Origin of the sequence: Pseudophaeobacter arcticus DSM 23566, assembly GCF_000473205.1 — a bacterium.
Lineage (GTDB): Bacteria > Pseudomonadota > Alphaproteobacteria > Rhodobacterales > Rhodobacteraceae > Pseudophaeobacter > Pseudophaeobacter arcticus.
In genome coordinates this window covers 60,017-84,736 of the sequence record NZ_KI421507.1, presented here as the reverse complement: position 1 = coordinate 84,736, position 24,720 = coordinate 60,017, and the positions used below count along the sequence as shown (strand labels likewise).

General features: G+C 56.7%; 24 protein-coding genes and 1 pseudogene. 3 read left to right on the top strand and 22 right to left on the bottom strand.

Features of this window, described 5'->3' with window-relative positions:
• Positions 1-3 precede the first annotated feature (3 nt).
• Positions 4-474 (bottom strand): 30S ribosomal protein S7, encoded by a 471-nt coding sequence (rpsG, locus tag ARCT_RS0104465; RefSeq protein WP_009810699.1) that lies wholly within the window; start codon positions 472-474, stop codon positions 4-6.
• A 15-nt stretch (positions 475-489) separates the two neighbouring features.
• Positions 490-861, bottom strand: coding sequence for a 30S ribosomal protein S12 (gene rpsL / locus ARCT_RS0104460; RefSeq protein ID WP_005621086.1), 372 nt, complete (start codon positions 859-861; stop codon positions 490-492).
• A gap of 365 nt (positions 862-1,226) precedes the next feature.
• On the opposite strand from rpsL, the gene ARCT_RS25415 reads away from it, so the two are divergent.
• The gene (locus tag ARCT_RS25415; RefSeq protein WP_240476245.1) at positions 1,227-2,096 is read left to right on the top strand and encodes a putative rhamnosyl transferase; all 870 of its coding nucleotides are present in this window, start codon (positions 1,227-1,229) and stop codon (positions 2,094-2,096) included.
• Here ARCT_RS25415 and ARCT_RS0104450 read toward each other — a convergent pair.
• From ARCT_RS0104450 to rplK, 8 genes are all read right to left on the bottom strand, one after another.
• Positions 2,059-2,925 (bottom strand): DMT family transporter, encoded by an 867-nt coding sequence (locus ARCT_RS0104450; protein ID WP_027238989.1) that lies wholly within the window; start codon positions 2,923-2,925, stop codon positions 2,059-2,061. The genes ARCT_RS25415 and ARCT_RS0104450 overlap by 38 nt on opposite strands.
• 3 nt (positions 2,926-2,928) lie before the next feature.
• Positions 2,929-3,735 carry a glycosyltransferase gene (locus tag ARCT_RS0104445; protein WP_027238988.1) on the bottom strand — a complete coding sequence of 269 codons (807 nt, stop codon included), beginning with the start codon at positions 3,733-3,735 and terminating at the stop codon, positions 2,929-2,931.
• Positions 3,736-3,880: 145 nt separating this feature from the next.
• Entirely contained in the window at positions 3,881-8,122 is a 4,242-nt protein-coding gene (gene rpoC, locus ARCT_RS0104440) for a DNA-directed RNA polymerase subunit beta' (protein ID WP_027238987.1), read from the bottom strand.
• A gap of 55 nt (positions 8,123-8,177) precedes the next feature.
• Positions 8,178-12,314 carry a DNA-directed RNA polymerase subunit beta gene (gene rpoB / locus ARCT_RS0104435; RefSeq protein ID WP_027238986.1) on the bottom strand — a complete coding sequence of 1,379 codons (4,137 nt, stop codon included), beginning with the start codon at positions 12,312-12,314 and terminating at the stop codon, positions 8,178-8,180.
• Positions 12,315-12,579: 265 nt separating this feature from the next.
• The gene (gene rplL, locus ARCT_RS0104430; RefSeq protein WP_027238985.1) at positions 12,580-12,951 is read right to left on the bottom strand and encodes a 50S ribosomal protein L7/L12; all 372 of its coding nucleotides are present in this window, start codon (positions 12,949-12,951) and stop codon (positions 12,580-12,582) included.
• Between the two features lie 81 nt (positions 12,952-13,032).
• A complete protein-coding gene (gene rplJ, locus ARCT_RS0104425; protein ID WP_027238984.1) occupies positions 13,033-13,551 on the bottom strand; it encodes a 50S ribosomal protein L10 in 519 nt (172 codons plus the stop codon).
• Between the two features lie 437 nt (positions 13,552-13,988).
• A complete protein-coding gene (gene rplA, locus ARCT_RS0104420) occupies positions 13,989-14,687 on the bottom strand; it encodes a 50S ribosomal protein L1 (protein WP_027238983.1) in 699 nt (232 codons plus the stop codon).
• A 1-nt stretch (position 14,688) separates the two neighbouring features.
• On the bottom strand, positions 14,689-15,114 hold the full coding sequence (rplK, locus tag ARCT_RS0104415) for a 50S ribosomal protein L11 (RefSeq protein WP_027238982.1): 426 nt from the start codon (positions 15,112-15,114) through the stop codon (positions 14,689-14,691).
• Between the two features lie 261 nt (positions 15,115-15,375).
• On the opposite strand from rplK, the gene ARCT_RS0104410 reads away from it, so the two are divergent.
• Entirely contained in the window at positions 15,376-15,807 is a 432-nt protein-coding gene (locus ARCT_RS0104410; RefSeq protein ID WP_027238981.1) for a hypothetical protein, read from the top strand.
• Between the two features lie 100 nt (positions 15,808-15,907).
• Here the strand turns inward: ARCT_RS0104410 and nusG are convergent, their stop codons facing one another.
• The 4 genes from nusG to ARCT_RS0104390 all read right to left on the bottom strand — a co-directional run bounded on the left by nusG (position 15,908) and on the right by ARCT_RS0104390 (position 18,873).
• Positions 15,908-16,441, bottom strand: a complete 534-nt coding sequence (gene nusG, locus ARCT_RS0104405) for a transcription termination/antitermination protein NusG (protein WP_027238980.1) — start codon at positions 16,439-16,441, stop codon at positions 15,908-15,910.
• Positions 16,442-16,733: 292 nt separating this feature from the next.
• A complete protein-coding gene (gene secE, locus ARCT_RS0104400) occupies positions 16,734-16,931 on the bottom strand; it encodes a preprotein translocase subunit SecE (protein WP_027238979.1) in 198 nt (65 codons plus the stop codon).
• Positions 16,932-17,003: 72 nt separating this feature from the next.
• Positions 17,004-17,804, bottom strand: coding sequence for a hypothetical protein (locus ARCT_RS0104395; protein WP_027238978.1), 801 nt, complete (start codon positions 17,802-17,804; stop codon positions 17,004-17,006).
• Positions 17,791-18,873: a GSCFA domain-containing protein gene (locus ARCT_RS0104390; protein WP_027238977.1), complete on the bottom strand. Its 1,083-nt coding sequence runs from the start codon at positions 18,871-18,873 to the stop codon at positions 17,791-17,793. Before ARCT_RS0104390 ends, ARCT_RS0104395 begins: the two co-directional genes overlap by 14 nt.
• Positions 18,874-19,258: 385 nt before the next feature.
• Here ARCT_RS0104390 and ARCT_RS0104385 point away from each other — a divergent pair, with 385 nt between their 5' ends.
• On the top strand, positions 19,259-21,334 hold the full coding sequence (locus tag ARCT_RS0104385) for a tetratricopeptide repeat protein (protein ID WP_240476244.1): 2,076 nt from the start codon (positions 19,259-19,261) through the stop codon (positions 21,332-21,334).
• A 154-nt stretch (positions 21,335-21,488) separates the two neighbouring features.
• On the opposite strand, the gene ARCT_RS0104380 is transcribed toward ARCT_RS0104385, so the two are convergent.
• The 8 genes and pseudogenes from ARCT_RS0104380 to ARCT_RS28780 form a co-directional block, all read right to left on the bottom strand.
• On the bottom strand, positions 21,489-21,728 hold the full coding sequence (locus ARCT_RS0104380) for an EF-hand domain-containing protein (protein ID WP_027238975.1): 240 nt from the start codon (positions 21,726-21,728) through the stop codon (positions 21,489-21,491).
• 566 nt (positions 21,729-22,294) lie between these two features.
• The gene (locus tag ARCT_RS0104375; protein WP_027238974.1) at positions 22,295-23,002 is read right to left on the bottom strand and encodes a hemerythrin domain-containing protein; all 708 of its coding nucleotides are present in this window, start codon (positions 23,000-23,002) and stop codon (positions 22,295-22,297) included.
• A 205-nt stretch (positions 23,003-23,207) separates the two neighbouring features.
• Positions 23,208-23,489: a hypothetical protein gene (locus ARCT_RS0104370; protein ID WP_027238973.1), complete on the bottom strand. Its 282-nt coding sequence runs from the start codon at positions 23,487-23,489 to the stop codon at positions 23,208-23,210.
• Positions 23,490-23,619: 130 nt separating this feature from the next.
• Positions 23,620-23,853, bottom strand: a complete 234-nt coding sequence (locus ARCT_RS27855; RefSeq protein ID WP_154665305.1) for a hypothetical protein — start codon at positions 23,851-23,853, stop codon at positions 23,620-23,622.
• 49 nt (positions 23,854-23,902) lie between these two features.
• The gene (locus ARCT_RS27850) at positions 23,903-24,073 is read right to left on the bottom strand and encodes a hypothetical protein (protein WP_154665304.1); all 171 of its coding nucleotides are present in this window, start codon (positions 24,071-24,073) and stop codon (positions 23,903-23,905) included.
• Positions 24,074-24,091: 18 nt separating this feature from the next.
• Entirely contained in the window at positions 24,092-24,334 is a 243-nt protein-coding gene (locus tag ARCT_RS27845; protein ID WP_161631290.1) for a hypothetical protein, read from the bottom strand.
• A 13-nt stretch (positions 24,335-24,347) separates the two neighbouring features.
• Positions 24,348-24,518: pseudogene (locus tag ARCT_RS0104360) on the bottom strand (integrase); the annotation flags it as partial.
• A 55-nt stretch (positions 24,519-24,573) separates the two neighbouring features.
• The gene (locus ARCT_RS28780; RefSeq protein WP_276202237.1) at positions 24,574-24,708 is read right to left on the bottom strand and encodes a hypothetical protein; all 135 of its coding nucleotides are present in this window, start codon (positions 24,706-24,708) and stop codon (positions 24,574-24,576) included.
• Positions 24,709-24,720 lie beyond the last annotated feature (12 nt).

The window sequence follows — 24,720 nt, the reverse complement described above, 5'->3', positions numbered from 1 at the left end:
AAATTACCAACGATAGTGGCTGAACGCTTTGTTCGCTTCGGCCATCTTGTGGGTGTCTTCGCGCTTTTTAACAGCAGTACCACGCGATTGAACAGCATCCATCAGCTCGCCGGCAAGGCGCTCTTCCATGGTGTTTTCATTGCGCTTGCGTGCTGCAGTGATCAACCAGCGGATGGCCAGTGCTTCGCGACGCTCAGGGCGAACTTCGACGGGAACCTGGTAGGTTGCACCACCCACACGGCGGGAGCGAACTTCAACCGAAGGTTTGATGTTATCAAGAGCTTCGTGGAAAACTTCCACAGGAGCGCGCTTGATCTTGCCTTCGACGCGGTCAAATGCGTTGTAGACAATTTTCTCTGCAACCGACTTTTTACCGTCGATCATCAGGTTGTTCATGAACTTGGTCAGAACGCGGTCACCAAACTTGGCGTCTGGCAGGACTTCGCGTTTTTCAGCGGCGTGACGACGTGACATATCAGCCTCTCCTTCTTATTTAGGACGCTTGGCGCCGTACTTCGAACGACGTTGTTTACGGTCTTTGACGCCTTGGGTATCCAGAACACCGCGCAGGATGTGGTAACGGACACCGGGAAGGTCTTTTACACGACCGCCGCGGATCAGAACCACGGAGTGTTCCTGAAGGTTGTGGCTTTCCCCTGGGATGTAGGAGATCACTTCGAAACCGTTGGTCAGGCGAACCTTCGCAACTTTCCGCATAGCGGAGTTCGGCTTCTTAGGTGTGGTGGTATATACACGAGTACATACACCGCGTTTTTGTGGGCACTGCTCCAGGTGCATCGACTTAGAGCGCTTTACTTTAGGCTGACGCGGCTTGCGGATCAGCTGTTGGATCGTTGGCATTCCGGTTTTTTCCCCGTTTCGCAACTTTGGTCATGTACGCTAAAAAAGCATACGGCTAGGTCTTCCATGCGCAGGCGCGTCCGCAAGCGCAAAAACCGCAATCGCTTCCATTCCGAGGTAAGCGACGCGGTGGTTTTTCAGAGGGCCCGGGTGATAAAAGTTCCCGAACCTTGGTCCACAACAATATAGATTTCGGCTATAGGGGCGACCCCCGAGTTGCCGGATAGGCGCGCGTATATGGGGAGTCGCGGGGCTTGTCAACTGCGGCGCGGCACCAGCCCCACGCGCGCGCCGCTTGCGCGCCTGTCTTTGCCATGCATAGTTGTGCAGATTGCCGCCTAATACAGCTTTTCAGGACATCGCACATGCAGGTTATTGGACTTTGCCGTTTTTCCTACCCCGCCATCGGCGGTTTTCAGGTGGAACATGGCTCAATCGAAGAACGCATTGCCTTTCTGTACGCCAAAGAACGGCTGGAAGAGCGGTTTCAGCTGATGGAGGCCATCGCCCTGCCCTGCCTGCGGGCGCAGACCGATCAGGATTTTGAGCTGATCATCGTGATTGGAGACAGCCTGCCCGCGCATCATGTCGCGCGGCTGCGCGATCTTTGTGCTGACATTCCCCAGATCACCATCCATGCCGAACCGCCGCGCAAACAACGCCAGGTGATGAAAGAGATCCTGAACGCGGCGCGCCGCGACCCCAAAGCTGCCTGCCTGCAATTTCGCCATGATGACGATGATGCGATCTCGGTGGATTTTATCGCGCGGCTGCGCCAAACATTACAGGACTGCCCCGGACTGGTTGCCAAAAGCAAAACCCTGGCCGTTGATTTCAATCGCGGCTATGTCGCCGAACTGGGGGCATCCGGGATTTCTGCAACGGAAATTCACCGGCCCTATTATGTCGCCTCGTTGGGGATGTATGTGCAGGGGAACTGTCCGCTGACCATCATGAACTTTGCCCATGAAAAGATCCTGCGCTTCATGCCCACGATCACCATCAGCGATGCGCCGATGTTTGTGCGCAGCCATAATGGCTACAATGACTCGCGACAAAAAAAGGTAAGGCCCGTTCCCGTCACCCCGATAGATGACGCCCTGGCGGCTGATTTTGCCGCCCGGTTTGCCCTGCGCCAGGATGATGTTCGCCGGATCTTTGCGCCCAAGGGGAGCTGCGGCGGCGAGGCTCCTCCCCCTAGCCCTGGGCCTGCTGTCGTTCACGGTACAGGGTGAACAGACCTGCCGCCACCACCAGGGCTCCGCCCATCAGGGTCAGCCTGTCCGGCCAATCGCCAAACACCAGCCAGCCCAGGATCAGCGCCCACAAAAGCCCGGTGTAGCGAAAGGGCGAGACCACAGCGATATCGCCAACCCGCATCGCCATCACCGAGCCAAGGTAGCCCAACAGAATGATGCAGGCCGCTCCGGCCAAGAGCCCCACCTGGCCAGTGGAAACAGGCACCCAGTCCTGAAAAAAGCTATAGCCTATGCCAAACCCCAGAACCGAAAAGGAGGCCAGAACCGTCACCGTCATCGAGGGCACATTTGCAGACATCCGCCGCGTTGACAGATCCCGCAGGGTCACACAGGCCACCGCCCCCAGCGCATAGACCGAAGCCGGTTCAAACCCGCCTGGCCCCGGCCTTACGATCATCAACATGCCGCAAAAGCCAACCAGGATCGCCATCATGCGCCGCCAGCCCACAGGCTCTTTGAACAACAGGGCCGCGCCCAGGGTGACACTCAGGGGCAACATCTGCAAAACCGCCGTGATATTGGCAATTGGCATCCGCATCAGCGCGGTCAGGAACAGGAAGGTAGCGCCGCCCTCGGCCAGACAGCGCAGGCCTACCAGGCCCCAGTCCCGGCGGCTCAGACGCAAACGCAGGCTGCCCTGATAGCGGGCAAAAGCATAGATCAACAGCGAGGCCATGGCGCCGCGCAGAACCAGGATCTGCGACAGCGGCAACTCATCCCCCACCGCCTTGACCAATGTGTCGTTAAAGGTAAAGGCCGCCATCGCCCCCATCATGAACAGCGCGCCCTTGTGATTGGGTGTCATGGCTCAAAGCCCCTTTAATGCCGCGAGGCTTTGGCCAAAATGAGCCTGCAGACTGGCGTCGATGTCCTCTGGTTCCATCCTGCGGGTAAGTCCCGTTTGCGCCGGTTCGGATTTGTTGTCGCCATGGATCGTGCGGATATAGGCTGGCACCTGCATATCCGAATAGAGGTTGAAATGCCGCGCCAGTTTACGGTGGTTGAATTTATACGGGTTGGCGCCGCTCCCCACCGGGGTCACCAGCGCGGTTCCCGCCGACAAAGGCGCCTGCTCAATTGCATCAAACACCTCGGGGCCCTCTGGGGTGGCCTGCAAATAGAAACCACGGTTATGGGCAATCACAAAGGAGCTGTCGGCGGGCTGCAGAGGCAAAAGCCCAGTGGCCAAACGGCGGGTGCGGCGGACAAAATCCAGGTCCACCGCGTCATCATCATCCAGCCGAAACAAAATGCGGTGGCTGGCGTCATTTGACGGCACCGAGTCATACCCCTGCTTCAACAGCCGGTAGTGGTTGCGCGTGCCCACAGGGCGCAGGTGAATATTGGCATGGGGGCCCAACAGATCACCCAGCCGGTTGAGGTAGAGCTCTGGCATTGACTGGGCGGTCAGCACCACCAGATCAAAGTTTGGATCGGTCTGTTGTACCAGGGATGGCAGGCAGAGATTTTCAAAGACGCTAAAGCGCAGCTCCATGCGGTCCGGGTTGAACAGATGCCGGGCTGTCTGTTTCAGGTTGGAAAACCGTTCAGAGTAATAGGTCGGCGTCAGCACCGAAAAGCGCACCAATCCCACCATGTTCATGCTCTGCGTCATCGTTTCCCCTGCCCAAAGCAAAAATGTCTTTTGGTGCCCCTGCAGCGCCTAGATAGCCTATGGGCCTGGCTAGCACAAAAAGAAACCCCCGCACCGGGGTGCGGGGGTTTCAAACTTGTCAGTCAGAGCCGTGAGGCGTCAAAGATCAATCGCGGCTTTCTGGTGTATCCACCAGATTGTCGAAGGTCTCGCTGGCGAGGTCACTTTCCACCACAGGCGCAGCCAGTGCGGCGGCGGCTTCGGCTTCTTCGCGACGGGCCTCAAGAACCACATTGTCGCGCCCCTGAGCGATCGACCGAACGCGCTGGGTTGCCCCACCGGTCCCGGCTGGGATCAAGCGGCCAACGATGACGTTCTCTTTCAGGCCAACCAGCTTATCCCGCTTACCCTGAACCGATGCTTCGGTCAGAACACGGGTGGTCTCCTGGAAGGAGGCCGCCGAGATGAAGGAGCGGGTCTGCAACGATGCCTTGGTGATCCCAAGCAGGATCGGCGCGCCCTTGGCAGGGCGTTTGTTGCGCGACAGCGCTTTTTCATTGGCTGCAACGAACTCTGCCTTATCCACATGTTCGCCTTTGAGCAGTGTGGTTTCACCCGAGTCCGAGATCTCCCATTTCTGCAGCATCTGACGCACGATGACTTCGATGTGCTTATCGTTGATCTTCACACCCTGCAGGCGATACACGTCCTGCACTTCGTCAATCATGTAGTTCGCCAGGGCTTCGACACCCATGATGCCAAGGATGTCATGCGGCGCTGGGTTACCGTCCATGATGTAGTCACCCTTCTGGACAAAGTCACCTTCCTGAACAGGAATGTGCTTACCCTTGGGCACCATGTATTCAACGGCATCCAGCGACTCATCCGCAGGATCAATGGCGATACGGCGCTTGTTCTTGTAGTCGCGACCAAAGCGCACGTAGCCATCGAGTTCGGCGATGATTGCGTGATCCTTGGGACGACGGGCTTCGAACAGTTCCGCAACCCGTGGCAGACCACCGGTAATGTCCTTGGTCTTGGCGCCTTCACGCGGGATACGCGCAACAACGTCACCAGCCTGGATCTCATCGCCATCCTCAACCGAAAGAACCGCATCCACGGACATCGGGTAGGTCACAGGGTTGCCATTGTCGAGACGCATAGGCTCGCCGTTGGCGTCCACCAGAATGATCTCAGGCTTGAGCTCGCTGCCTTTGGGGGCGGCGCGCCAGTCGATCACGATCTTCTGGGTCATACCTGTTGCTTCATCGGTTTCATCGCGTACCGCGATACCCGAAACCAAGTCGACATATTTTGTCGTACCGGATTTTTCGGCGATGATTGGCAGAGTATAGGGATCCCATTCGAACAGTTTGTCGCCACGCGCAATCTGCTGACCAGCCTTGACGAAGAGTTTGGAACCGTAGCTCAGCTTGTGGCTGGCACGTTCTTCACCGTGTTCGTCCTGGATGATCATCTTCATGTTACGACCAACAATCAGAGTATCTCCGTCGGAGTTTTTCAGAGTGTTTTCGTTTTCGTAGACGATTTTACCGTCATGGCTGGCTTCCTGGAAGGACTGCTGACCACCCTGGGCAACGCCGCCGATGTGGAATGTCCGCATCGTCAGCTGGGTGCCGGGTTCACCAATCGACTGCGCGGCGATAATGCCGACAGCTTCACCGGTGTTGACCATGGTACCGCGTGCAAGGTCACGACCATAGCACATGGCGCAGACGCCTTCTTCGGCCTCACAGGTCAGCGGCGAGCGAATGCGCATGGTCTGCACACCAGCGTCTTCGATGGTGTCGGCCAGACGTTCGTCGATCAGTTGACCCGAAGCCGCAAGGATCTCTTCGGTGCCGGGACGTTTGACGTCTTCGGCAGTGACACGACCCAGGATGCGCTCACCAAGGCTGGCAACCACTTCACCGTCATTGACCGCAGCAGAAGCCGTGATCGAGTTTTCGGTGCCACAGTCACGATCGCGCACAATGCAATCCTGCGCCACGTCAACCAGACGACGGGTCAGATAACCCGAGTTCGCTGTTTTCAGAGCCGTATCCGACAGACCTTTACGGGCACCGTGGGTGGAGTTGAAGTACTCCAGAACCGACAGGCCTTCTTTAAAGTTCGAGATGATAGGTGTCTCGATGATGTCGCCGTTTGGCTTGGCCATCAGGCCCCGCATCCCACCCAGCTGTTTCATCTGGGTCACCGAACCACGGGCACCGGAGTGCGCCATCATATAGACCGAGTTTGGTTCCGCTTCCGAGCCGTCTTCGTGGCGCTTAGAGGTCGAAATCGTGGTCATCATGGCTTCGGTGACGCGGTCGTTACACTTGGACCAGGCATCAACAACTTTGTTGTACTTTTCACCCTGAGTGATCAGGCCGTCCATGTACTGTTGTTCAAAATCCTTCACCAGACCGCGGGTTTCGTTGACGATGGGCCATTTGGTTTCAGGAACAACCATGTCGTCCTTGCCGAACGAAATGCCTGCCTTGAAGGCCTCGCGGAACCCCATAGTCATGATCTGGTCACAGAAGATAACCGACTCTTTCTGACCACAATAGCGGTAGACCGTATCGATGACCTGCTGAACTTCCTTCTTCCGCAGAAGACGGTTCACCAGTGCAAACGGCGCCTTGGCGTTCTTGGGCAGCAATGCGCCCAGCAAGACGCGACCCGGCGTGGTTTCAAAGCGCGCAAACACTTCGTTGCCTTCGTCGTCAATCTGGGTGACCCGCGCAGTTACGCGGGAGTGCAGGTGAACTTCACCGGCGTCCAGCGCATGCTGCACTTCTTCGATGCTGCCAAAGATCTTGCCTTCACCAATCATGCCTTCGCGGTCCAGGGTCACATAGTAGAGACCCAGGATCATATCCTGCGACGGAACGATGATTGGCGCGCCGTTTGCAGGCGACAGAACGTTGTTGGTCGACATCATCAGAACACGTGCTTCCAGCTGGGCCTCAAGGCTCAGCGGCACGTGAACAGCCATCTGGTCACCGTCAAAGTCGGCGTTGAAGGCCGAGCAGACCAGCGGGTGCAGCTGGATAGCCTTGCCTTCGATCAGCGTGGGTTCAAACGCCTGGATACCAAGACGGTGCAGCGTCGGCGCACGGTTCAGCATGACAGGGTGTTCGCGAATGACTTCGTCCAAGATATCCCAGACTTCGGGACGTTCTTTTTCCACCAGCTTCTTCGCCTGCTTCACGGTCGAGGACAGACCTTTGGCCTCGAGACGCGAATAGATGAAGGGCTTGAACAGTTCGAGCGCCATCTTTTTCGGCAAGCCACATTGATGCAGCTTCAGCTCGGGGCCGGTCACAATGACCGAACGACCGGAAAAGTCGACGCGTTTGCCCAAAAGGTTCTGACGGAAACGACCCTGCTTACCCTTCAGCATGTCACTGAGCGATTTCAGCGGACGCTTGTTGGCACCGGTGATGACCCGGCCACGACGACCGTTGTCAAACAGCGCATCCACAGATTCCTGCAACATCCGCTTTTCGTTGCGGACGATGATATCAGGGGCGCGCAGTTCGATCAGACGCTTCAGACGGTTGTTCCGGTTGATCACCCGACGATACAGATCGTTGAGGTCAGAGGTCGCAAAACGCCCCCCGTCCAGCGGCACCAGTGGGCGCAGCTCTGGCGGGATAACCGGGATCACGGTCATGATCATCCATTCTGGACGGTTGCCGGATTCCAGGAAGGATTCCACAACTTTCAGACGTTTGATGATCTTTTTGGGCTTCAGCTCACCGGTGGCCTCGGCCAGTTCGGCGCGCAGCTGCTCGGCCTCGGAATCCAGATCAATGGCCGCCAGCATTTCTCGGATTGCTTCGGCACCGATATTGGCGGTGAAAGCATCCATGCCATAGGCATCCTGAGCGTCCATATACTCTTCTTCGGTCATCATCTGGCCATAGGTCAGATCGGTCAGACCTGGCTCGATAACAACGTAGTTTTCAAAGTACAGAACCCGCTCCAGATCGCGCAGGGTCATGTCCAGCATGAGACCAATGCGCGATGGCAGCGATTTCAGGAACCAGATATGCGCAACTGGGGCGGCCAGTTCGATATGGCCCATGCGCTCGCGGCGCACTTTTTGCAGGGTAACTTCAACACCACATTTCTCGCAGACAACGCCGCGATACTTCATGCGCTTATATTTACCACACAGGCATTCGTAATCTTTGATCGGGCCAAAGATACGGGCACAGAACAGGCCGTCGCGCTCGGGCTTGAAGGTCCGGTAGTTGATGGTCTCTGGCTTTTTGATTTCGCCATAAGACCACGACAGGATCCGTTCCGGCGACGCCAGGGAGACTTTGATTTCATCAAAGACCTTGGTGGGCGTCAGCGGGTTGAACGGGTTGTTGGTGATTTCCTGGTTCATTTGTGTTTCCTCAAATTTGTGCGGAAGGGGGGAGTGGAAGTAAGGGCGAGCGCCCTTACTCCTCTTCCTCCGCATCCAGGAGTTCCATGTTCAGGCCGAGGCCACGGACTTCTTTGACCAGAACGTTGAAGCTTTCGGGTACGCCCGCTTCAAAGTTGTCCTCGCCCTTGACGATCGATTCATAGACCTTGGTCCGACCGGCAACGTCATCCGACTTAACGGTGAGCATTTCCTGCAGGGTATAGGCGGCGCCATAGGCTTCCAGAGCCCAGACTTCCATTTCCCCAAAACGCTGACCACCAAACTGCGCCTTACCACCCAATGGCTGCTGGGTAACCAGCGAGTATGGGCCAGTGGAACGGGCGTGGATTTTGTCGTCAACCAGGTGATGCAGTTTCAGCAGATACTTCATGCCGACGGTCACGGGGCGGGCAAACTGCTCACCGGTACGACCATCATACAGGATCGACTGACCAGAGGTGTCGAACCCGGCACGCGTCAGCGCGTCGTTCACGTCAGCCTCTTTGGCACCATCAAAGACAGGTGTCGCAATTGGCACACCGCGGGTCACATTGCCTGCCGCCTCAAGAAGATCGTCTTCGGACATGTCCGCCAGACCTTCTTCATAGACGTCTTCGCCATAGGCATGTTTCATCGCATCATGCACGGGGGTCATATCGCCGGAGCGACGGTATTCCTGCAGCGCATCATCCACCTGGATGCCCAGGCCACGCGCGGCCCAGCCCATATGCGTTTCAAGAATCTGACCAACGTTCATCCGCGACGGAACACCCAGCGGGTTCAGACAGAAATCGACCGGGGTACCATCCTGAAGGAACGGCATGTCCTCCATGGGAACCACTTTCGAGATCACACCTTTGTTGCCGTGACGACCAGCCATTTTATCCCCTGGCTGAAGCTTACGCTTCACGGCGATAAAGACTTTGACCATCTTCATCACACCGGGTGGCAGATCGTCACCACGGCGGACTTTTTCGACCTTGTCTTCAAAACGGGCGTCCAGGGCACGTTTCTGTGCCTCGTACTGCTCGTTCAGGGCCTCAACAACCTTGGCGTCATTTTCCTCTTCGAGGGCAATCATCCACCACTGGCCACGGCTCAGCTGCGACAGGGTATCTTCGTCGACGGCGGCACCGGTGCGAACACCTTTGGGGCCTTTGACGGCGGTCTTACCCAGCAGCATGCTGCGCAGACGGGCGTAGATGTTGCGGTCCAGGATCGCGAGCTCATCGTCGCGGTCACGGGCCAGACGTTCAACTTCTTCCCGTTCGATCTGCAGCGCACGTTCGTCTTTTTCGACGCCGTGACGGTTGAAGACACGGACTTCGACAATTGTGCCGTAGTCACCGGGCTTCACCCGCAGCGAGGTGTCACGAACATCCGAGGCCTTTTCACCAAAGATGGCGCGCAGCAGTTTTTCTTCTGGCGTCATCGGGCTTTCACCCTTTGGTGTGATCTTGCCGACCAGGATATCACCGGGTTCAACATCAGCGCCGATGTAAACGATGCCAGCCTCGTCGAGGTTGCGCAGCGCTTCTTCACCAACGTTGGGGATGTCACGGGTGATCTCTTCTGGGCCCAGCTTGGTATCACGGGCGGCGACTTCGAATTCCTCGATGTGGATCGAGGTAAAGACGTCATCGCGGGCAATACGCTCGGAGATCAGAATGGAGTCTTCGTAGTTGTAGCCGTTCCAGGGCATGAAGGCCACGACGACGTTTTTACCCAGCGCCAATTCACCGATATCGGTGCTTGGGCCATCGGCAATCACTTCGCCCTTGCGGACTTCCTGACCCACACGCACCAGCGGACGCTGGTTGATGCAGGTGTTCTGGTTCGAACGCTGGAACTTGCGCATGCGGTAGATGTCTACGCCTGCGTCGCCCAATTCGAGATCAGAGGTGGCACGGATAACGATACGCTGGGCATCGACCTGGTCGATGACACCACCGCGTTTTGCCATGATCGCCGCGCCGGAATCCCGCGCCACAACTTCTTCGATACCGGTGCCAACCAGGGGCGCCTCGGCACGCAGCAGCGGAACCGCCTGACGTTGCATGTTCGAGCCCATCAGAGCCCTGTTCGCATCGTCATTTTCCAGGAACGGAATAAGCGAGGCCGCAACCGAGACCAGCTGCTTGGGCGACACGTCGATCAGATCAACGCTTTCGCTTGGCGCCAGCGTGTAGTCACCGGACTGACGGGTCGACACCAGATCATTGGTGAACTTGCCGTTTTCATCCAGCGAGGCGTTGGCCTGCGCCACAGTGTGGCGCATTTCTTCGGTTGCCGACATGTAGTGAACTTCGTCGGTCACCTTGCCATCGGTCACAACACGATAGGGCGTCTCGATGAAGCCATATTTGTTGACACGGGCAAAGGTCGCCAGCGAGTTGATCAGACCAATGTTCGGGCCTTCCGGCGTTTCAATGGGACACATCCGGCCATAGTGGGTCGGGTGAACATCTCGCACTTCAAAACCGGCACGCTCACGGGTCAGACCGCCAGGCCCAAGCGCCGAGAGACGGCGTTTGTGGGTGACTTCCGACAGCGGGTTGGTTTGGTCCATGAACTGCGACAGCTGCGAGGAGCCAAAGAATTCACGTACCGCAGCCGCGGCGGGTTTGGCGTTGATCAGATCCTGCGGCATCACAGTGTCGATCTCGACAGAAGACATCCGCTCCTTGATCGCGCGCTCCATGCGCAACAGACCAACGCGGTACTGGTTTTCCATCAGCTCGCCAACAGAGCGCACACGACGGTTGCCAAGGTGGTCAATGTCATCAATGCCGCCACGGCCGTCACGCAGATCAACCAGGGCCTTGATGCAGGAAACGATGTCTTCCTTGCGCAGGGTCCGCTGGGTGTCTTCTGCGTCCAGCGCCAGACGCATGTTCATTTTGACACGGCCAACAGCCGAGAGGTCATAGCGCTCGCTGTCAAAGAACAATGTGTCAAACAGCGAAGAGGCCGCTTCGACGGTGGGGGGCTCGCCTGGGCGCATCACACGGTAGATATCCATGAGCGCGGTGTCGCGACCCATGTTTTTATCCGCCGCCATGGTATTGCGCATGTAGGGGCCAACATTGACATTGTCGATGTCCAGAACAGGAATGTCGGTGATACCGGCATCCATCAGCTCCTTGACGGTACCGCCAATGATATCGCCGCCTTTATCGTATTCCAGCGTCAGCTCATCACCGGCCTCAACGTAGATCGCACCGTTTTCTTCGTTGATGATATCCTTGGAGACAAACTTGCCGACGATGTTCTCAAACGGAACCAGAAGATTTTTGATCGCGCCCTCGTCGATCATTTTCTTCACAGCGCGCGGCGTGACCTTTTTACCGGCTTCGGCAAAAATCTCACCCGAGGCTGCATCGACCAGATCATAGGTCGGACGGGTGCCACGGACACGATCGGGGAAGAAGGGGGTCACCCAACCACGGCTCGGATCGAGCGAGTAGTTCACCGTGTTGTAATAGGCATCCATGATGGCTTCCTGGTCCAGTCCCAGCGCATAAAGCAGGGTGGTCACAGGCAGCTTGCGGCGGCGGTCGATCCGGGCAAAGACGATGTCTTTGGCGTCGAATTCAAAGTCCAGCCAGGAGCCGCGATACGGGATGATGCGGCAGGCAAACAGCAGCTTACCAGAGGAATGCGTCTTGCCCTTGTCGTGGTCAAAGAACACGCCAGGCGACCGGTGCATCTGGGAGACGATAACGCGTTCGGTGCCATTGACAACAAAGGTGCCATTGGGGGTCATCAGAGGCATGTCGCCCATGAAGACGTCCTGCTCTTTGATGTCCTTGACCGACTTGGCGCCAGTATCTTCGTCGATATCAAACACGATCAGACGCAGAGTAACCTTCAGCGGTGCTGAATAGGTCATGTCGCGCTGCATACATTCTTCGACGTCGTATTTGGGTTTCTCAAACGCGTATTTCACGAACTCCAGAACGGAGGTTTCGTTGAAATCCTTGATCGGGAAAACCGACTGGAATACGCCCTTGATGCCCTCGCCGTCGAGCGGCTCTGGGGAATCTCCGGAACGGAGAAACAGGTCGTAAGACGATTTTTGAACCTCAATGAGGTTCGGCATATCCAGCACTTCGCGGATTTTGCCATAATATTTACGTAGACGTTTCTGGCCAAGGAACGTTTGAGCCATGTCAGATGTCACCTTTCGAGTTCTCACCGGTCAAGACTGCTGCCGGGCCACAGCATCTTGCCCATACGAGACAGCGTGGTTGGATCTATTCATGGCCACCGTCCCGAATGGCGGCCTCCCGATCCGTTGAACCGCGCCTGAGAAAAGACCGTAAACAATGGTCCTTGCTAAGACAGATTCGGCTGGACCCGAATTTCTTCGGATCCAGCCTTAAATTTACAAGGAAGGGTCAGGAAAACCTGACCAAATCCCCTGACAAAATGGCTTAGGCCACTTCGACTTCGGCGCCAGCTGCTTCCAGCTTGCCTTTGACTTCTTCGGCTTCGTCTTTCGACACGCCTTCTTTGATCTTGCCGCCAGCTTCGACCAGCTCTTTGGCTTCTTTCAGGCCAAGACCGGTGATGCCGCGAACTTCTTTGATCACGTTGATCTTTGACGCGCCGGCGTTTTTCAGAACGACGTCAAATTCGGTTTTTTCTTCTTCAGCAGCGCCACCGGCGTCGCCGGCTGCCATTACTACTGCGCCGCCAGCGGCGGGCTCGATGCCATACTCGTCTTTGAGGATGGTTTTCAGTTCTTGTGCTTCCAGCAGGGTCAGACCCACGATGCTTTCTGCGAGTGCTTTCAGATCAGCCATTGTATCAGCTCTTTCCGTGTTCAGTGTATGTGTTCCAACGCATGGGATATTTCCCCACGCCAGTCATTCAGTGCTAACCGCTTACGCAGCTTCCGCCTTCTCTTCGATGGTCGAAAGAATGCTTGCGATATTGCTTGCAGGTGCGCCAATGGCCCCAGCGATGTTGCTTGCAGGTGCGCCGATGCAGCTTGCGATCTGAGCAATAAGCTCGTCGCGCGAAGGCATTTTCGACACAGCTGTAACACCAGCCCGGTCCAAAACGTTCTCACCCATTGCGCCGCCAAGAATTTCGAACTTCTTGTTCTCTTTGGCAAAATCTTCGGCCACTCTGGCAGCTGCCACAGGGTCCTCAGAGTAGGTTAGAACGGTCATCCCCGTCAGCAGGTTAGAAATGCTTTCACACGACTTTCCCTCGAGGGCGATTTTGGCGAGCCTGTTTTTGGCAACACGCACGGCACTACCAGCTTCGCTTGCGCGCGCTCGTAGGTCCTGCATCTCAGCAACTGTAAGACCGACGTAGTGGGAAACCACCACGACGCCAGAGCTTTCGAAGATCTGGCCGAGTTCCTCGACCAATTTCTCTTTCTGGGCTCTATCCACAGTTCTCTCCAAATTTGGGGTGTAAACACCCCGGCTCATTGATGTGCCAGGCATAAATGCCTGACGTTCAAGTCCGTTTTACAGGGATAGCCAACGTCGCCCGAAGGTATAAAGAACCCTCGATCTTTTTTGTCTTTCCCGTCTCAGGAGGGAAATTAAGACCCGATCGACAGGTCACCCACCATCTTGGACGAAATGAAATAAAGCGCACGACGAATCGCACGCTTTACCTCTTGGTCGTATTACTGCCAATTCCAGGGATTTCCAAGTGGTAAATCGCCCAAACCGCAACAAGCGCCTGACAGCCGCAAAGCCAGTGCCCCCTCATGCCGCCACCGATGACAGGGAAGACCACAGGGATTTGGAGGCGCCCGATAAAAAATGGGCGGGTCTTGCGACGCCGCCCATTCTCAAATCACATCAACCGATGTGCAGTCTCACTCAGAGACAGCAGCATCCACGTCCAGGCTCACGCCTGGGCCCATTGTCGAGGCCAGAACGATCTTCTTCATGTAGGTACCCTTGGCACCCGATGGGCGCGCCTTGGCAACCGCATCGATAAAGGCAGAGACGTTTTCAACCAGCTTGTCCGCGTCAAAGGAGGCTTTGCCAACACCTGCGTGTACAACGCCACCTTTTTCAGCTTTGAACTGAACTTCGCCGCCTTTGGCCGCTTCAACAGCTGCCTTGACGTCCATGGTCACGGTGCCAACCTTGGGGTTTGGCATCAGGTTACGTGGGCCAAGGATCTTACCCAGACGACCAACGATAGGCATCATGTCAGGAGTGGCAATGCAACGATCAAAATCGAGGTTACCGGCCTGGATGCTTTCCATCAGGTCTTCTGCGCCGATCACATCTGCACCGGCGGCCTTGGCTTCGTCTGCCTTGGGGCCACGTGCAAAGACCGCAACGCGCATGGTTTTGCCGGTGCCGTTTGGCAGACCAACAACGCCACGAACCATCTGGTCGGCGTGACGGGTGTCAACGCCGAGGTTCAGAGCAATCTCAACGGTTTCGTCGAACTTCGAGGTTGCATTGGCTTTGACCAGAGCAACGGCTTCAGCAACGGTGAGGTTGGCTTTGCCAGCGACTGCTTCGCGCGCGGCGCGTGTACGTTTTCCGAACTTTGCCATCTTACTTCACCTCGATGCCCATAGAGCGGGCAGAACCCAGAATGATCTTCATCGCCGCTTCGATATCGTTGGCGTTCAGATCTTTCATCTTTGCTTCGGCGATTTCTTTCACCTGAGCAGCGGTTACGGTCCCAACGGTTTCACGCGAAGGTGTCTTGGCGCCGGATTTAACTTTGGCAGCCTTCTTCAGGTAATAAGACGCAGGTGGCGTCTTGATTTCCATGGTGAAGGACTTGTCCTGATAATAGGTGATCACGGTTGGGCAAGGCGCACCTGGCTCCATGTCTGCGGTCTTGGCGTTGAACGCCTTGCAGAATTCCATGATGTTGATGCCGCGCTGACCCAATGCGGGGCCAACGGGTGGAGATGGGTTTGCCTGACCTGCAGCAACCTGCAGTTTCATCGAACCAACAAGCTTCTTAGCCATGTGGTTGTCCTTTCAACGGAGAATGAGACGCGTCCCATCCGGTTTGGTGTTGCGTGGTCCGACCGAAGATCGCGATCTCCGAATCTCCCACGAGAGAATCTCGCCCAAAGACGATTGGGGGCACTTACAGGGGAATGGGTCCGCTGGCAAGTGGGGCGACTGACGAAAGCCAATGCCCGCTCTGAGCCCTTTGAAGTCGTTGTTCGATGGCGCGATCGGTGCGATGTTCACCGGACCATTCTGCCGTTGAGGACCAAGTCTGTGGAACAAGAAGTGCATAAGCTGTTCGAACGATACGAGGAATTCTTCAAGCGTTCTCTGGCTGACGACTTCGACAAGGAAGAGGTCTCAGAACTCTACGCTTCTGAATTTATCGCGGCTACTCCTGCCGGTGTTATGGCAGGGAAAAATGACGAAACACTCATTCAGGCGATGGTTCAAGGTTATCAGAACTATAGAGAAATCGGCACTCGGCAGATGCGAAAACGCGATATTCGGCTGTCTCCAATAGACGATCTTCATTGCGTGGCCCACGTCTCCTGGACCGCAACCTATTCCCGAGACGATTTGCCCGAGACGGACATCGACTTCGATGTCCACTATCTCGTTCAAGTCTTGAACGGCACCGCGAAAGTCTTTGGCTGGGTGTCTGGCGATGAACAGGAACTGCTGAAGCAGCACGGGATTATCTGAGGTCCGCAATGTCCCGCTCAGCTGCCGTTCCCACAAACAAAAAAACGCCGCGAGGCTTGGGGCTTCGCGGCGCTTTCTTGAATTCGAAAAATGAGAGCGATCAGCTCTGTTTGGTGACCTGGGTGTAGTCCAGCTCGACCGGGGTTTCGCGGCCAAAGATGGAGACCGAAACCTTGAGTTTTTGCGCCTCGTCATCAACGCCTTCGACCATGCCGTCGAAGTCTTCAAACGGACCGTCGTTGACCTTGACCCGGTCACCGATCTCAAAGGAGATCAGGGTGCGGGGTGCCTCAACACCTTCTTCGACGCGACCCAGGATGCCCTGGACTTCGGCGTCGCGCATTGGCATCGGACGCCCCTGCGGGCCGAGGAAGCCGGTAACCCGGTTGATCGAGGAAATCAGGTGATAGCCCCGGTCGGACATTTCCATATGCACCAGCACATAGCCGGGCATAAAGCGACGCTCGGTCGAGACTTTTTTGCCGCGACGGATCTCGATCACCTCTTCGGTGGGAACCAGGACCTCGTCGATATCATCCTCAAGCCCCTGTTCGGCAACCGAGGTGCGAATCTGCTCTGCGATTTTCTTTTCGAAGTTCGAAAGAACGCTGACCGAATACCACCGTTTCGCCATGAACTTGACCGTCCTTAGTTTTGCCGCGCGAAAGAAAATCAACGCCGTCAGTAAAAATGATTTCTGCCGTGATCCCGTCAAACACATCAAGCGTTTTAACAAAAATCGGCGCGCAACACGATTCGCCGCACGCCCACGTCAGAGGTTCTGGCTCAACTACCCGCCAACGGGGGCAAGATCAAGAGCCGGGTCCGGTTTTGTGCGGACGCGGTGCCCGCAGGTCTGGCCAGAGATTTGGGACAGGTCACAGACCGCCATTTCAGGCCGCCCCAACTGGCACAGTTTTGAACGCTTAGCCAAACATGCCAAGCAGGTTTTGCAGGCCAAAGCGGATCACAACATCAACCAGGGCAAAAAACACGGCCGTCAAAGCCGCCATGATAAAGACCATGACTGTGGTCAGCAGAACTTCGCGACGGGTAGGCCAAACGACCTTGCTCACCTCGGCACGGACTTGCTGGATGAACTGAACGGGATTGAGTGTGGCCATGTGCCTTGTGTCTCTCTGCTAGCAGGGTCTGCGGCATTTAACGCCAACAGAGCCCGAATTCAAGCCCTAGGGTTATTTCTGCATCGCGCGCAACGCGCCCAGCGCCTGATTCAGGATCAATGCCCCATAGGCACCGTTCTTATGTACGCTGTCATCCCCCTGATCACCAAGGCTGGTTGCAAACGCGGCCCGGGTCAACCCACCACGGGTCACCGTGTCTTCGGGTTGGCGGATCAGCTGGATCTTGTCCTCTTCCATCGCTTTGGCAATCTGGTCCCAGATCACATCCCGCTCGGCCTGTGTCGCCTCGATGTTGACTGTCCGGGCCACCTCATCTTCGCTGACAATCCCATCGTTGAGAAACCCTGCCGGGGAAAAGAACACCGGGCGCTGCTTGGCAAATTCGCGCGCCGCGCGGTACCAGCGGCAGCCTTCCAGCCAACGTGGCAGCATCAGATCACGCACTGCTTGGCTCAGATAGCCCAAAGATCCAGGCTGGCTGGCCAGCAATGGCACCAGAAATTCAGAGCTGCGCAGTCGGCAGCCAATAAACAAAAAGCCGTCAAAGTCCTGCGGGTCCAGCGCCGCGCTGCGTGCCGGGTTGATCCTTGCCAGACTGTCGCGGGCTGCCGCGCTGGTCCCGACCAGGCGCCCCTCTTCCAGGTGCAGATCGCGAAACTGCGGCCCCGGTGCACCCCAGAACTCCAGCTCGATCCCCTTCAGATCCAGCAGCCCCTCATCCAAAGCATGTTTGACACAGGCAATATGGCTGTCGCCAAAGACACAGAACCGCAGGCCCCGCGCGGGTGTGGCTTTGGTGGTCTTGCTGCTTTTGCTGGGTGTCTTGCCCGCGCTTGGCTTATCCAAAGGCATCCAGGAACTCCTCGTCACATTTGACCGCCCGGGCATTGGCAGCTGCGGTCTTGCTGTCGCCCGGCTGCTGCCCGCCACGTTTGGATTTGCGCGCCAGCCAGGGGAAGGCCTCACTCTGGCAGGCAAAGAAGCTCTCCATCACATGGTTGACCCCCTGCGCCACCACGCTGCGCTGATTGGGCGCGTAAAACATGCCCCGATAGGCAGGGTGGGCTATGATCTCATAGGACGGGAAATAATCGACATGGCTGAACTCTGCCGCCAGCTCACCCGCTACGGCCCGCAGAACCGATTTGGAATGTGATGTCGCCGTCAGCACATGCTCCCCCGAGGCGGTTGCGGTCAGCGGCACCGGCGAGACGGTCAGCAGCACCTTCAGTTTGGGATTGGCCTGGCGCAGGATTTTCAAAGCCGCCCGCATATCGCGCCGAATACCGATGAAGCTCTGGTTCACAAATTCATGCTGGTCAGGATCAAAGCGGCCGGCCAGGGTGCCGGGACACATGGCATATTCCAGACCGCTTTCCCGGTCGCGCCAGCATTCCGTCAGCCCCATGGTAAAGACAAAAACATCCGCCTCGGTGACCGCCGTGCGAATCGCTGCCAGCGTTGCACTGCGGGAGGCCTGCAGCTCGGCCATATCAACAAAGCCATCTGGCTCAATCCCCGGGCGCAGCGGATCATAAAACCGCCCTTCCGTCTGCCAGCACTCCACCGGGGGCTCTTCGCCTTCAAAGGCATAGCCCAGCCATTGCCGCAACATGCGCGCGGTGTAGATATTGCCGGTGCGAAACGAAAAGATCCCGTAGTTATAGGCACGGGCCTGATCTTCGCTCAGCAGGTTTGGCGCCGGTTCTGCATCCTGCCAGCCATAGCCGCGCGCAACCAGCGCACGACTGAAGTGCTGCGCAAAACAGGATCCCGCCGTGATCACCTTATGCTTGCGCGCCACCGGGAATTTGGGACGCCACAGCTGCGAAATCTCAAGCGGATTTCGCGCCGCCACCGCCCGCTTCCAGAAGGCCGTTTCCGGCAAGCCCACATAGGGGTTTGGAGATTGCTCGCTCATCGTGTCTGCCTGCTATCGTTTTGGCCAGCCTAGGCGGGCTGGGACGGGAAAACAATTCCCTTGCGCCAGTAAACCATTTTCCGCGGCCCAGAAATGATCCCGCACCGGACGCAGATGCCGGATCAGTTTATCGAAACTCAATCTTAATTCCCTTGGCATAGCGTTAGAGAACGCGGCCCAAAAGTCCTCAGAACGATGACCGGCTGCTCTGTGCGTGACTATGAGATAGGATTCCATGAATATCGCTGTATCCATGACCAAAGCAAACCGACTGGAACGGAAAAAGAAACACGCGGACGCCGCCAGGATCTATGGTGACATTCTCGCCAAGTTTCCAAAAAATGCGCGCGCTCAAGCGGCGTTTACCAGCTTGCAAAAAAAGATAATGCAAGATCTCAACCCTCCTCTGGAACAGCAACAACAGCTGGCTACTGCTTTTGACCGCGGCGATTACGCCAAGGTGGCAAGCGCCTGCGCTGCTCTTCTCAGCAGCCACAAGAGATCCGGTTTTCTTTGGAGCACCCTTGGCAAATGTCATCTCAAGGCAAAAAATCTGGATGAAGCGGCAACCTGTCTGAACAAGGCCTGCGAGCTGAACCCGAAGGATCCGTCTGTCTTTTCCTCGCTGGGGGATGTTCACCGCGCACAGGGGCAAACAGACAATGCCCTGGCGCTCTACCGCAAGGCCCTTTCGCTGGATGACAATGATCTGAGCGCCCTGAACAATATGGCAAACACGCTGACGGATCTGGGCCGTCTGACCGAGGCCGAGCCGCTGTTGGAAAAAGCCGCCAAACTGGCGCCCCAAAGCCCGGTAATTCTGTTCAACTACAGCACAGTATTGCTAAGGGATGGCCGCATGGAGCAGGCAAAGGCCCTGCTGGAGCAGGCCACCGAACTTGCCCCAGAGCTGAGCAGCGCCCAATATAACCTGGCGCAGCTGCAATCTCTGGATGGGAACAAACAGGCGGCGATCAAGCGATTCGAGAAAATACTTGAAGCCAGCCCTGGCGACGATCGGGTCCGTGCCGATAAATTGCACGTCCAGGCACATCTGAATGACTGGACTTGGGTGGAGGAATACCAACAGGTTCGCCGGCAGCTTGGGCTGACAAGCAAGGCCTGCTCCGCCTTTGCCTGTCTCACGTTTGAGGACAACCCAGACCTTTTGCGTTTGCGGACCCAGGCCTATGCAAACACGCTTCTTCCCAAGGTAACGCCTGCAAAGCCTTTGCCTGATGACCTGTTGGGAACAGACCGCCCGGACCGGCTGCGCATCGGCTATTTCTCGTCCGATTATCATGATCACGCCACCATGCATCTGATGGCCGGACTGTTTGAAGCCCATGATCAAAATCGTTTTAACATCATAGCCTATTCCTACGATCCGGCGCCCGAGGATGCCATGCGCCGCCGCGTCAGCCAGGCCGTCACCAGCTTTAAGGACATCAGCCAGCTTTCTGATGCCGAAGCCACAAAGCAGGTGGTCGCAGATGGGCTGCACATCGCCATCGACCTGAAGGGCTTTACCGGAAACAACCGGACAACCCTGTTTGCCAATCGCCTGGCCCCACTGCACATGTCCTACCTTGGCTTTCCAGGAACCCTGGGCAGTACCGCCATAGATTACTTTATTGGGGATCACGTCACCTGCCCTGCCGGCAGCGAGCGCTATTTCGAAGAACATCTCATGCGCCTGCCGCACAGCTATCAGGTCAATGACGACAAACGCCCGCTGTCAGGCCAGCAGTACACCCGCAAGGACTGTGGCTTGCCAAGCACCGGGTTTGTTTTTTGCTCCTTCAACAGCAGCTACAAGATCACGCCGACGGAATTTGACATCTGGATGCGTCTGCTTGACCAGGTTGAGGGCAGTGTTCTTTGGCTGCTGGAGTGCAGCGACAGCTCCAAGGAGAATTTGCGCCGGGAAGCCGCAGAGCGCGGCCAGGATCCTGACCGTCTGATCTTTGCCCCCCGCGTCAGCCAGGAAAAGCATCTGGCCCGGCACCGGGCTGCGGATCTGTTTCTCGACACTTTTGTGGTCAACGCACATACAACAGCCAGCGATGCACTCTGGGCCGGGCTGCCGGTCCTGACGCTGCCGGGGCGTCAGTTTGCCTCGCGGGTTGGCGCCAGCCTGGTCAGCGCCGTGGGGCTGCCGGAAATGATCGCCAAATCCGCCGCCGAATACGAAGCCCGCGCTCTGGAGCTGGCCAATGACCCGGACGCGCTTGCCGCTCTGCGCAGCAAACTGCAGCGCAATCGTCGCTCTGCGCCCCTGTTTGACACCAGGGGCTTCACGCGGAGGCTGGAGCAGGGTTTTGACATGGCTTACGGGCGCTATCTGCAAGGGTTGCCGCCTACCCATCTCGAGGTCGCAGCCCACCCTGTCACAGGTCCCAAAATGCCTCACACCGCCCTTGTGACACCATCCGTCGAGCCGACGGTTTTGGCTCCCTGAAGGCTGCTTAAACCTGTCAGGCACAGAGCTTTGCTTTGCGCCTGACAGAACTGTTCCTGGACCACAACGGGCGATCACCTGGATGGTTCGGATCTACCAGTGCGGTGGTCGCATGGGTGGTGAACCGTTAGGGACGTGAAAGTCCCGCAGCGGGTTAACCTGCGGCCGGCAGAATACCTGCTTCCTTGGCCGCCTGCACCTCTACGAGATCAGCGGAGCCATCTTCATTGGTGTCGATCTGCGCAAAGGCTTCGGCGGAAAGATCAGGAAAGGCGGCCTGAAGTTCTTCAAGGGAGAAGCTGCCATTTCCGTCAGCATCCACAGCGACCTGGGCTGCAAGTGGTGCTGCGATCAGAGCTGCGAAAGCAACGGCTGTCAGGGAAATCTTAGTCATGTTGAACACTCCATTCATTCTACTGTGTTTTTGCGGCCCGCCTTCATTTCTGCGGGCCGTACACAAGAGCTAGGCCCGGCATGCGCCCGCCTCCAGCCCAAGATGGCAAAGGCGGCATTTCCGGCGCCGTGCCGCCAAAACAGTCATCCCTTGTGTGCGCTTTACTGCCACCCTTTTTGATTGAGTATTTTTCCGCCGACACCGCCTGCCCAATCCTGCGCCTTCCTGCCGACCCAGCGCCGTTCCAGGTTCGCTCCAGCTCCGGACCAGAGGCGCGGCAACCCAAATTGGCGCGCTCGCAAATGGACTGCGAGTCGCCCCGCTCCTGCAACGACGGCTACGCGCAGGCAGCGACCTCTACAAAGTCTGGGTGGTTCGGCCCAGGTAAAGGGCATGATCGGCCCGTTGCCGCCTTTCACCGCTGGCACCCGGCGCTGCGGTGCGGCCCGTCATTGCTGCCATTCATACCGCATGCAGCATTTTACCGTTGAGCGGCGGCAGCGCGGACGAACGCGCCCCGCAACTACATTTTCTTCAGACGATGCATAGCTGTTCCGGATGCGGCTTCAGATCGATCCGAGGTAATAGCCGATCACCTCCGCCAGTTCCGTCTCCTCATAGCCAAAATGGGAGCGTACGACCTCTTCAAGTTTTCGGTACGTGGTGGCGGCATGAACGAAGTTCGCCTCTTCCGGATCTTCCATCAGCGCGTCCGCAGCGCGACCGAGGCGGATGATCAACTCGTGGATCACCTCGTGCTCTGACAGCAGCTTGGCGACGACCTCTCGAAACATCCCTCCACCCGCCGCCTCGATCCGGGGGAACATATCGGAACCTTCAATGTCGTGGTGGAATTTGAGCACCTGGCATTCGCGCCCGCAAAGGTTTCCGAACGCCCGGAAATTCTCCGCCATATCGAGTGAGAGTACGATCTGCCTCAGGTTCTCGGGCGGAGCCTCTCCCGCTTCAATCCGCGCCAACACCGCTCCAATTTGGGCCATCTCCATCAGATAGTGACGGTGGATGGCCGCCAGCTGTCGACCTTGGCGGCGGTGCATGTCTGTTGCTGCCGGAACCTTTGGCGCTTTGGGCCGCGAGGACTCGTCAATTGTTAGGTCATCCAGCGACTGTGTTGAGAGGTCATTCATGCTTGGCATAAAAGCCTCTGCTTGTGCCAAGTCAAGAGCGTCGACCTTGCGAATTGGGCAATCGCCCTGGTCAGCGGAAACCATCAGGGCCAGCAGCCCTATGCGCTGCGCAAACAGGCCGGACACACGGCTGCATCTGACAGGCGCTCATATCAGCTCAAAAAATGTCTTGCTAAGCAGGAGCCATCCACACAGAACGTTCAAAGCCCCTGCTGAGACACGAAATTCAAACCCTGCTTTTGCTGCCGGCGGCTACAACGACTCAGACGCGGGTGAAGTGTCGCGTTTGAGGGACATGGACTCCGCGCAGGCCGCGGTCATTTTCGGGCTTCTAGAAATCGTCAAATTCGGGGACATTGCCTAGCCTTACAAGGAAGCTTGGGACGCCAACTTCTCCACTGGCTGGATCTTCAGTGACCATGTAGGCGTCGGCACCAGAACAATTTTCGGATAGAGCCTCTCGTTCGGCTCTGTTCTGTGCTTCCGACGCTGTGGAATATTCAAATTGCTTTGCAATCTTCAGCCCGGTCTGCCCGTTGCGCCCAGCCTTCGTTTCAACATAAGTCTGGCAGATATAGTGGATTTTTTCTGAGGGTCGCTCATCGCTTGTCATGGATGGATCCTTGTTATCGGCGGGAGCGATTGGAAAATCCGGGAAAAGCTCTGGCCGATTTCAGCCTGATTGAAGTGACTGTTGCCCAGCGGAGCGCTCAACGTAAAGCAATGCCGTCGAAGCTCTATAATCACTTTGAAACGGTTCTAGAAGGTCGCGTTTTGCGCGCTGTTTTCGCTGTGGTTTCGGATGGCGTGTTCGCTTCTCTTTCAAGGCGGGTATTGCGAAGCCGAGTAACTTTAGCTTGTCGTTGTTCCGTTTCTTCGTCGACCATTTGTCTGACGACACGCGTCGTCTTTTCCATCGCGGTTTCCGGTTTGGAGTCATACACTTTGAACAGATTGTTTTTTGTGAGTTTCGTCAATTTTCAGTTTCCTTTGTGGTTTAAGGTCGGCCGGACCAAGCGAGGTCTTTCACACCAAGACCAAGTGGGTGACCTTGTCTTGGGCGCGCCCTGATGGGCGCATGGATTGATCGCCCAACAGTGTCACTTCGATGTCCGGCGCGGCCAGTTCATCGGTGTATCCCGCGACCACAAACGGATGAAGAAATGTCACAACTGACGTGGTCGTGCGCGATAACATCGGCAAGCTTCCCAAACATCAGATCCCTGCTACAGGACGTGACAGCTGAATTTTCATGATGAAGGGTTGTGGTCCGCTCTGGCAGGCTGATACGCCTATGCCGCAGAGAACCGCAACTTTCGTATACTTTACATAGTCACTTAGCGTCGAAAATACAACGTTGATGACTCTGGCTTCATTTCTGAGACCACCCATGCCCCAAAAGAGATCAAGGTTGGCAGGCACAAAGGCACGTTCTGGATTGGCGAACAAAGTTGGCATCCGCCAACTTTGTTCAAATGTCGATTCTTTCAGCAATGCTTAACGCATCTTCCAGCTCGACACCTAAATAACGCACGGTGCTATCGACCTTCGCATGGCCAAGCAGAAGTTGCACAGCGCGAAGGTTGCCCGTCTTGCGGGAAATCTCCGCAGCTTTGGTGCGGCGCATCAAGTGTGTCCCGTACGCACGAGAACACGGCGTCATTTCTACCAAGTCTCAAAATAGGCTTCGGCCACACCTATTTCTTCTTGTGCTCGCCCAGATTGGTCAAGGTTTTACCCTTGGTAAAATCAGCTGTCACAACGACCTTTTCCTTCACCTTTTTGGGTTTCTTCGCTTCTTTATTCCCGCGCTTCTTGTCACCTTTTGACACGTCAGATCCTCC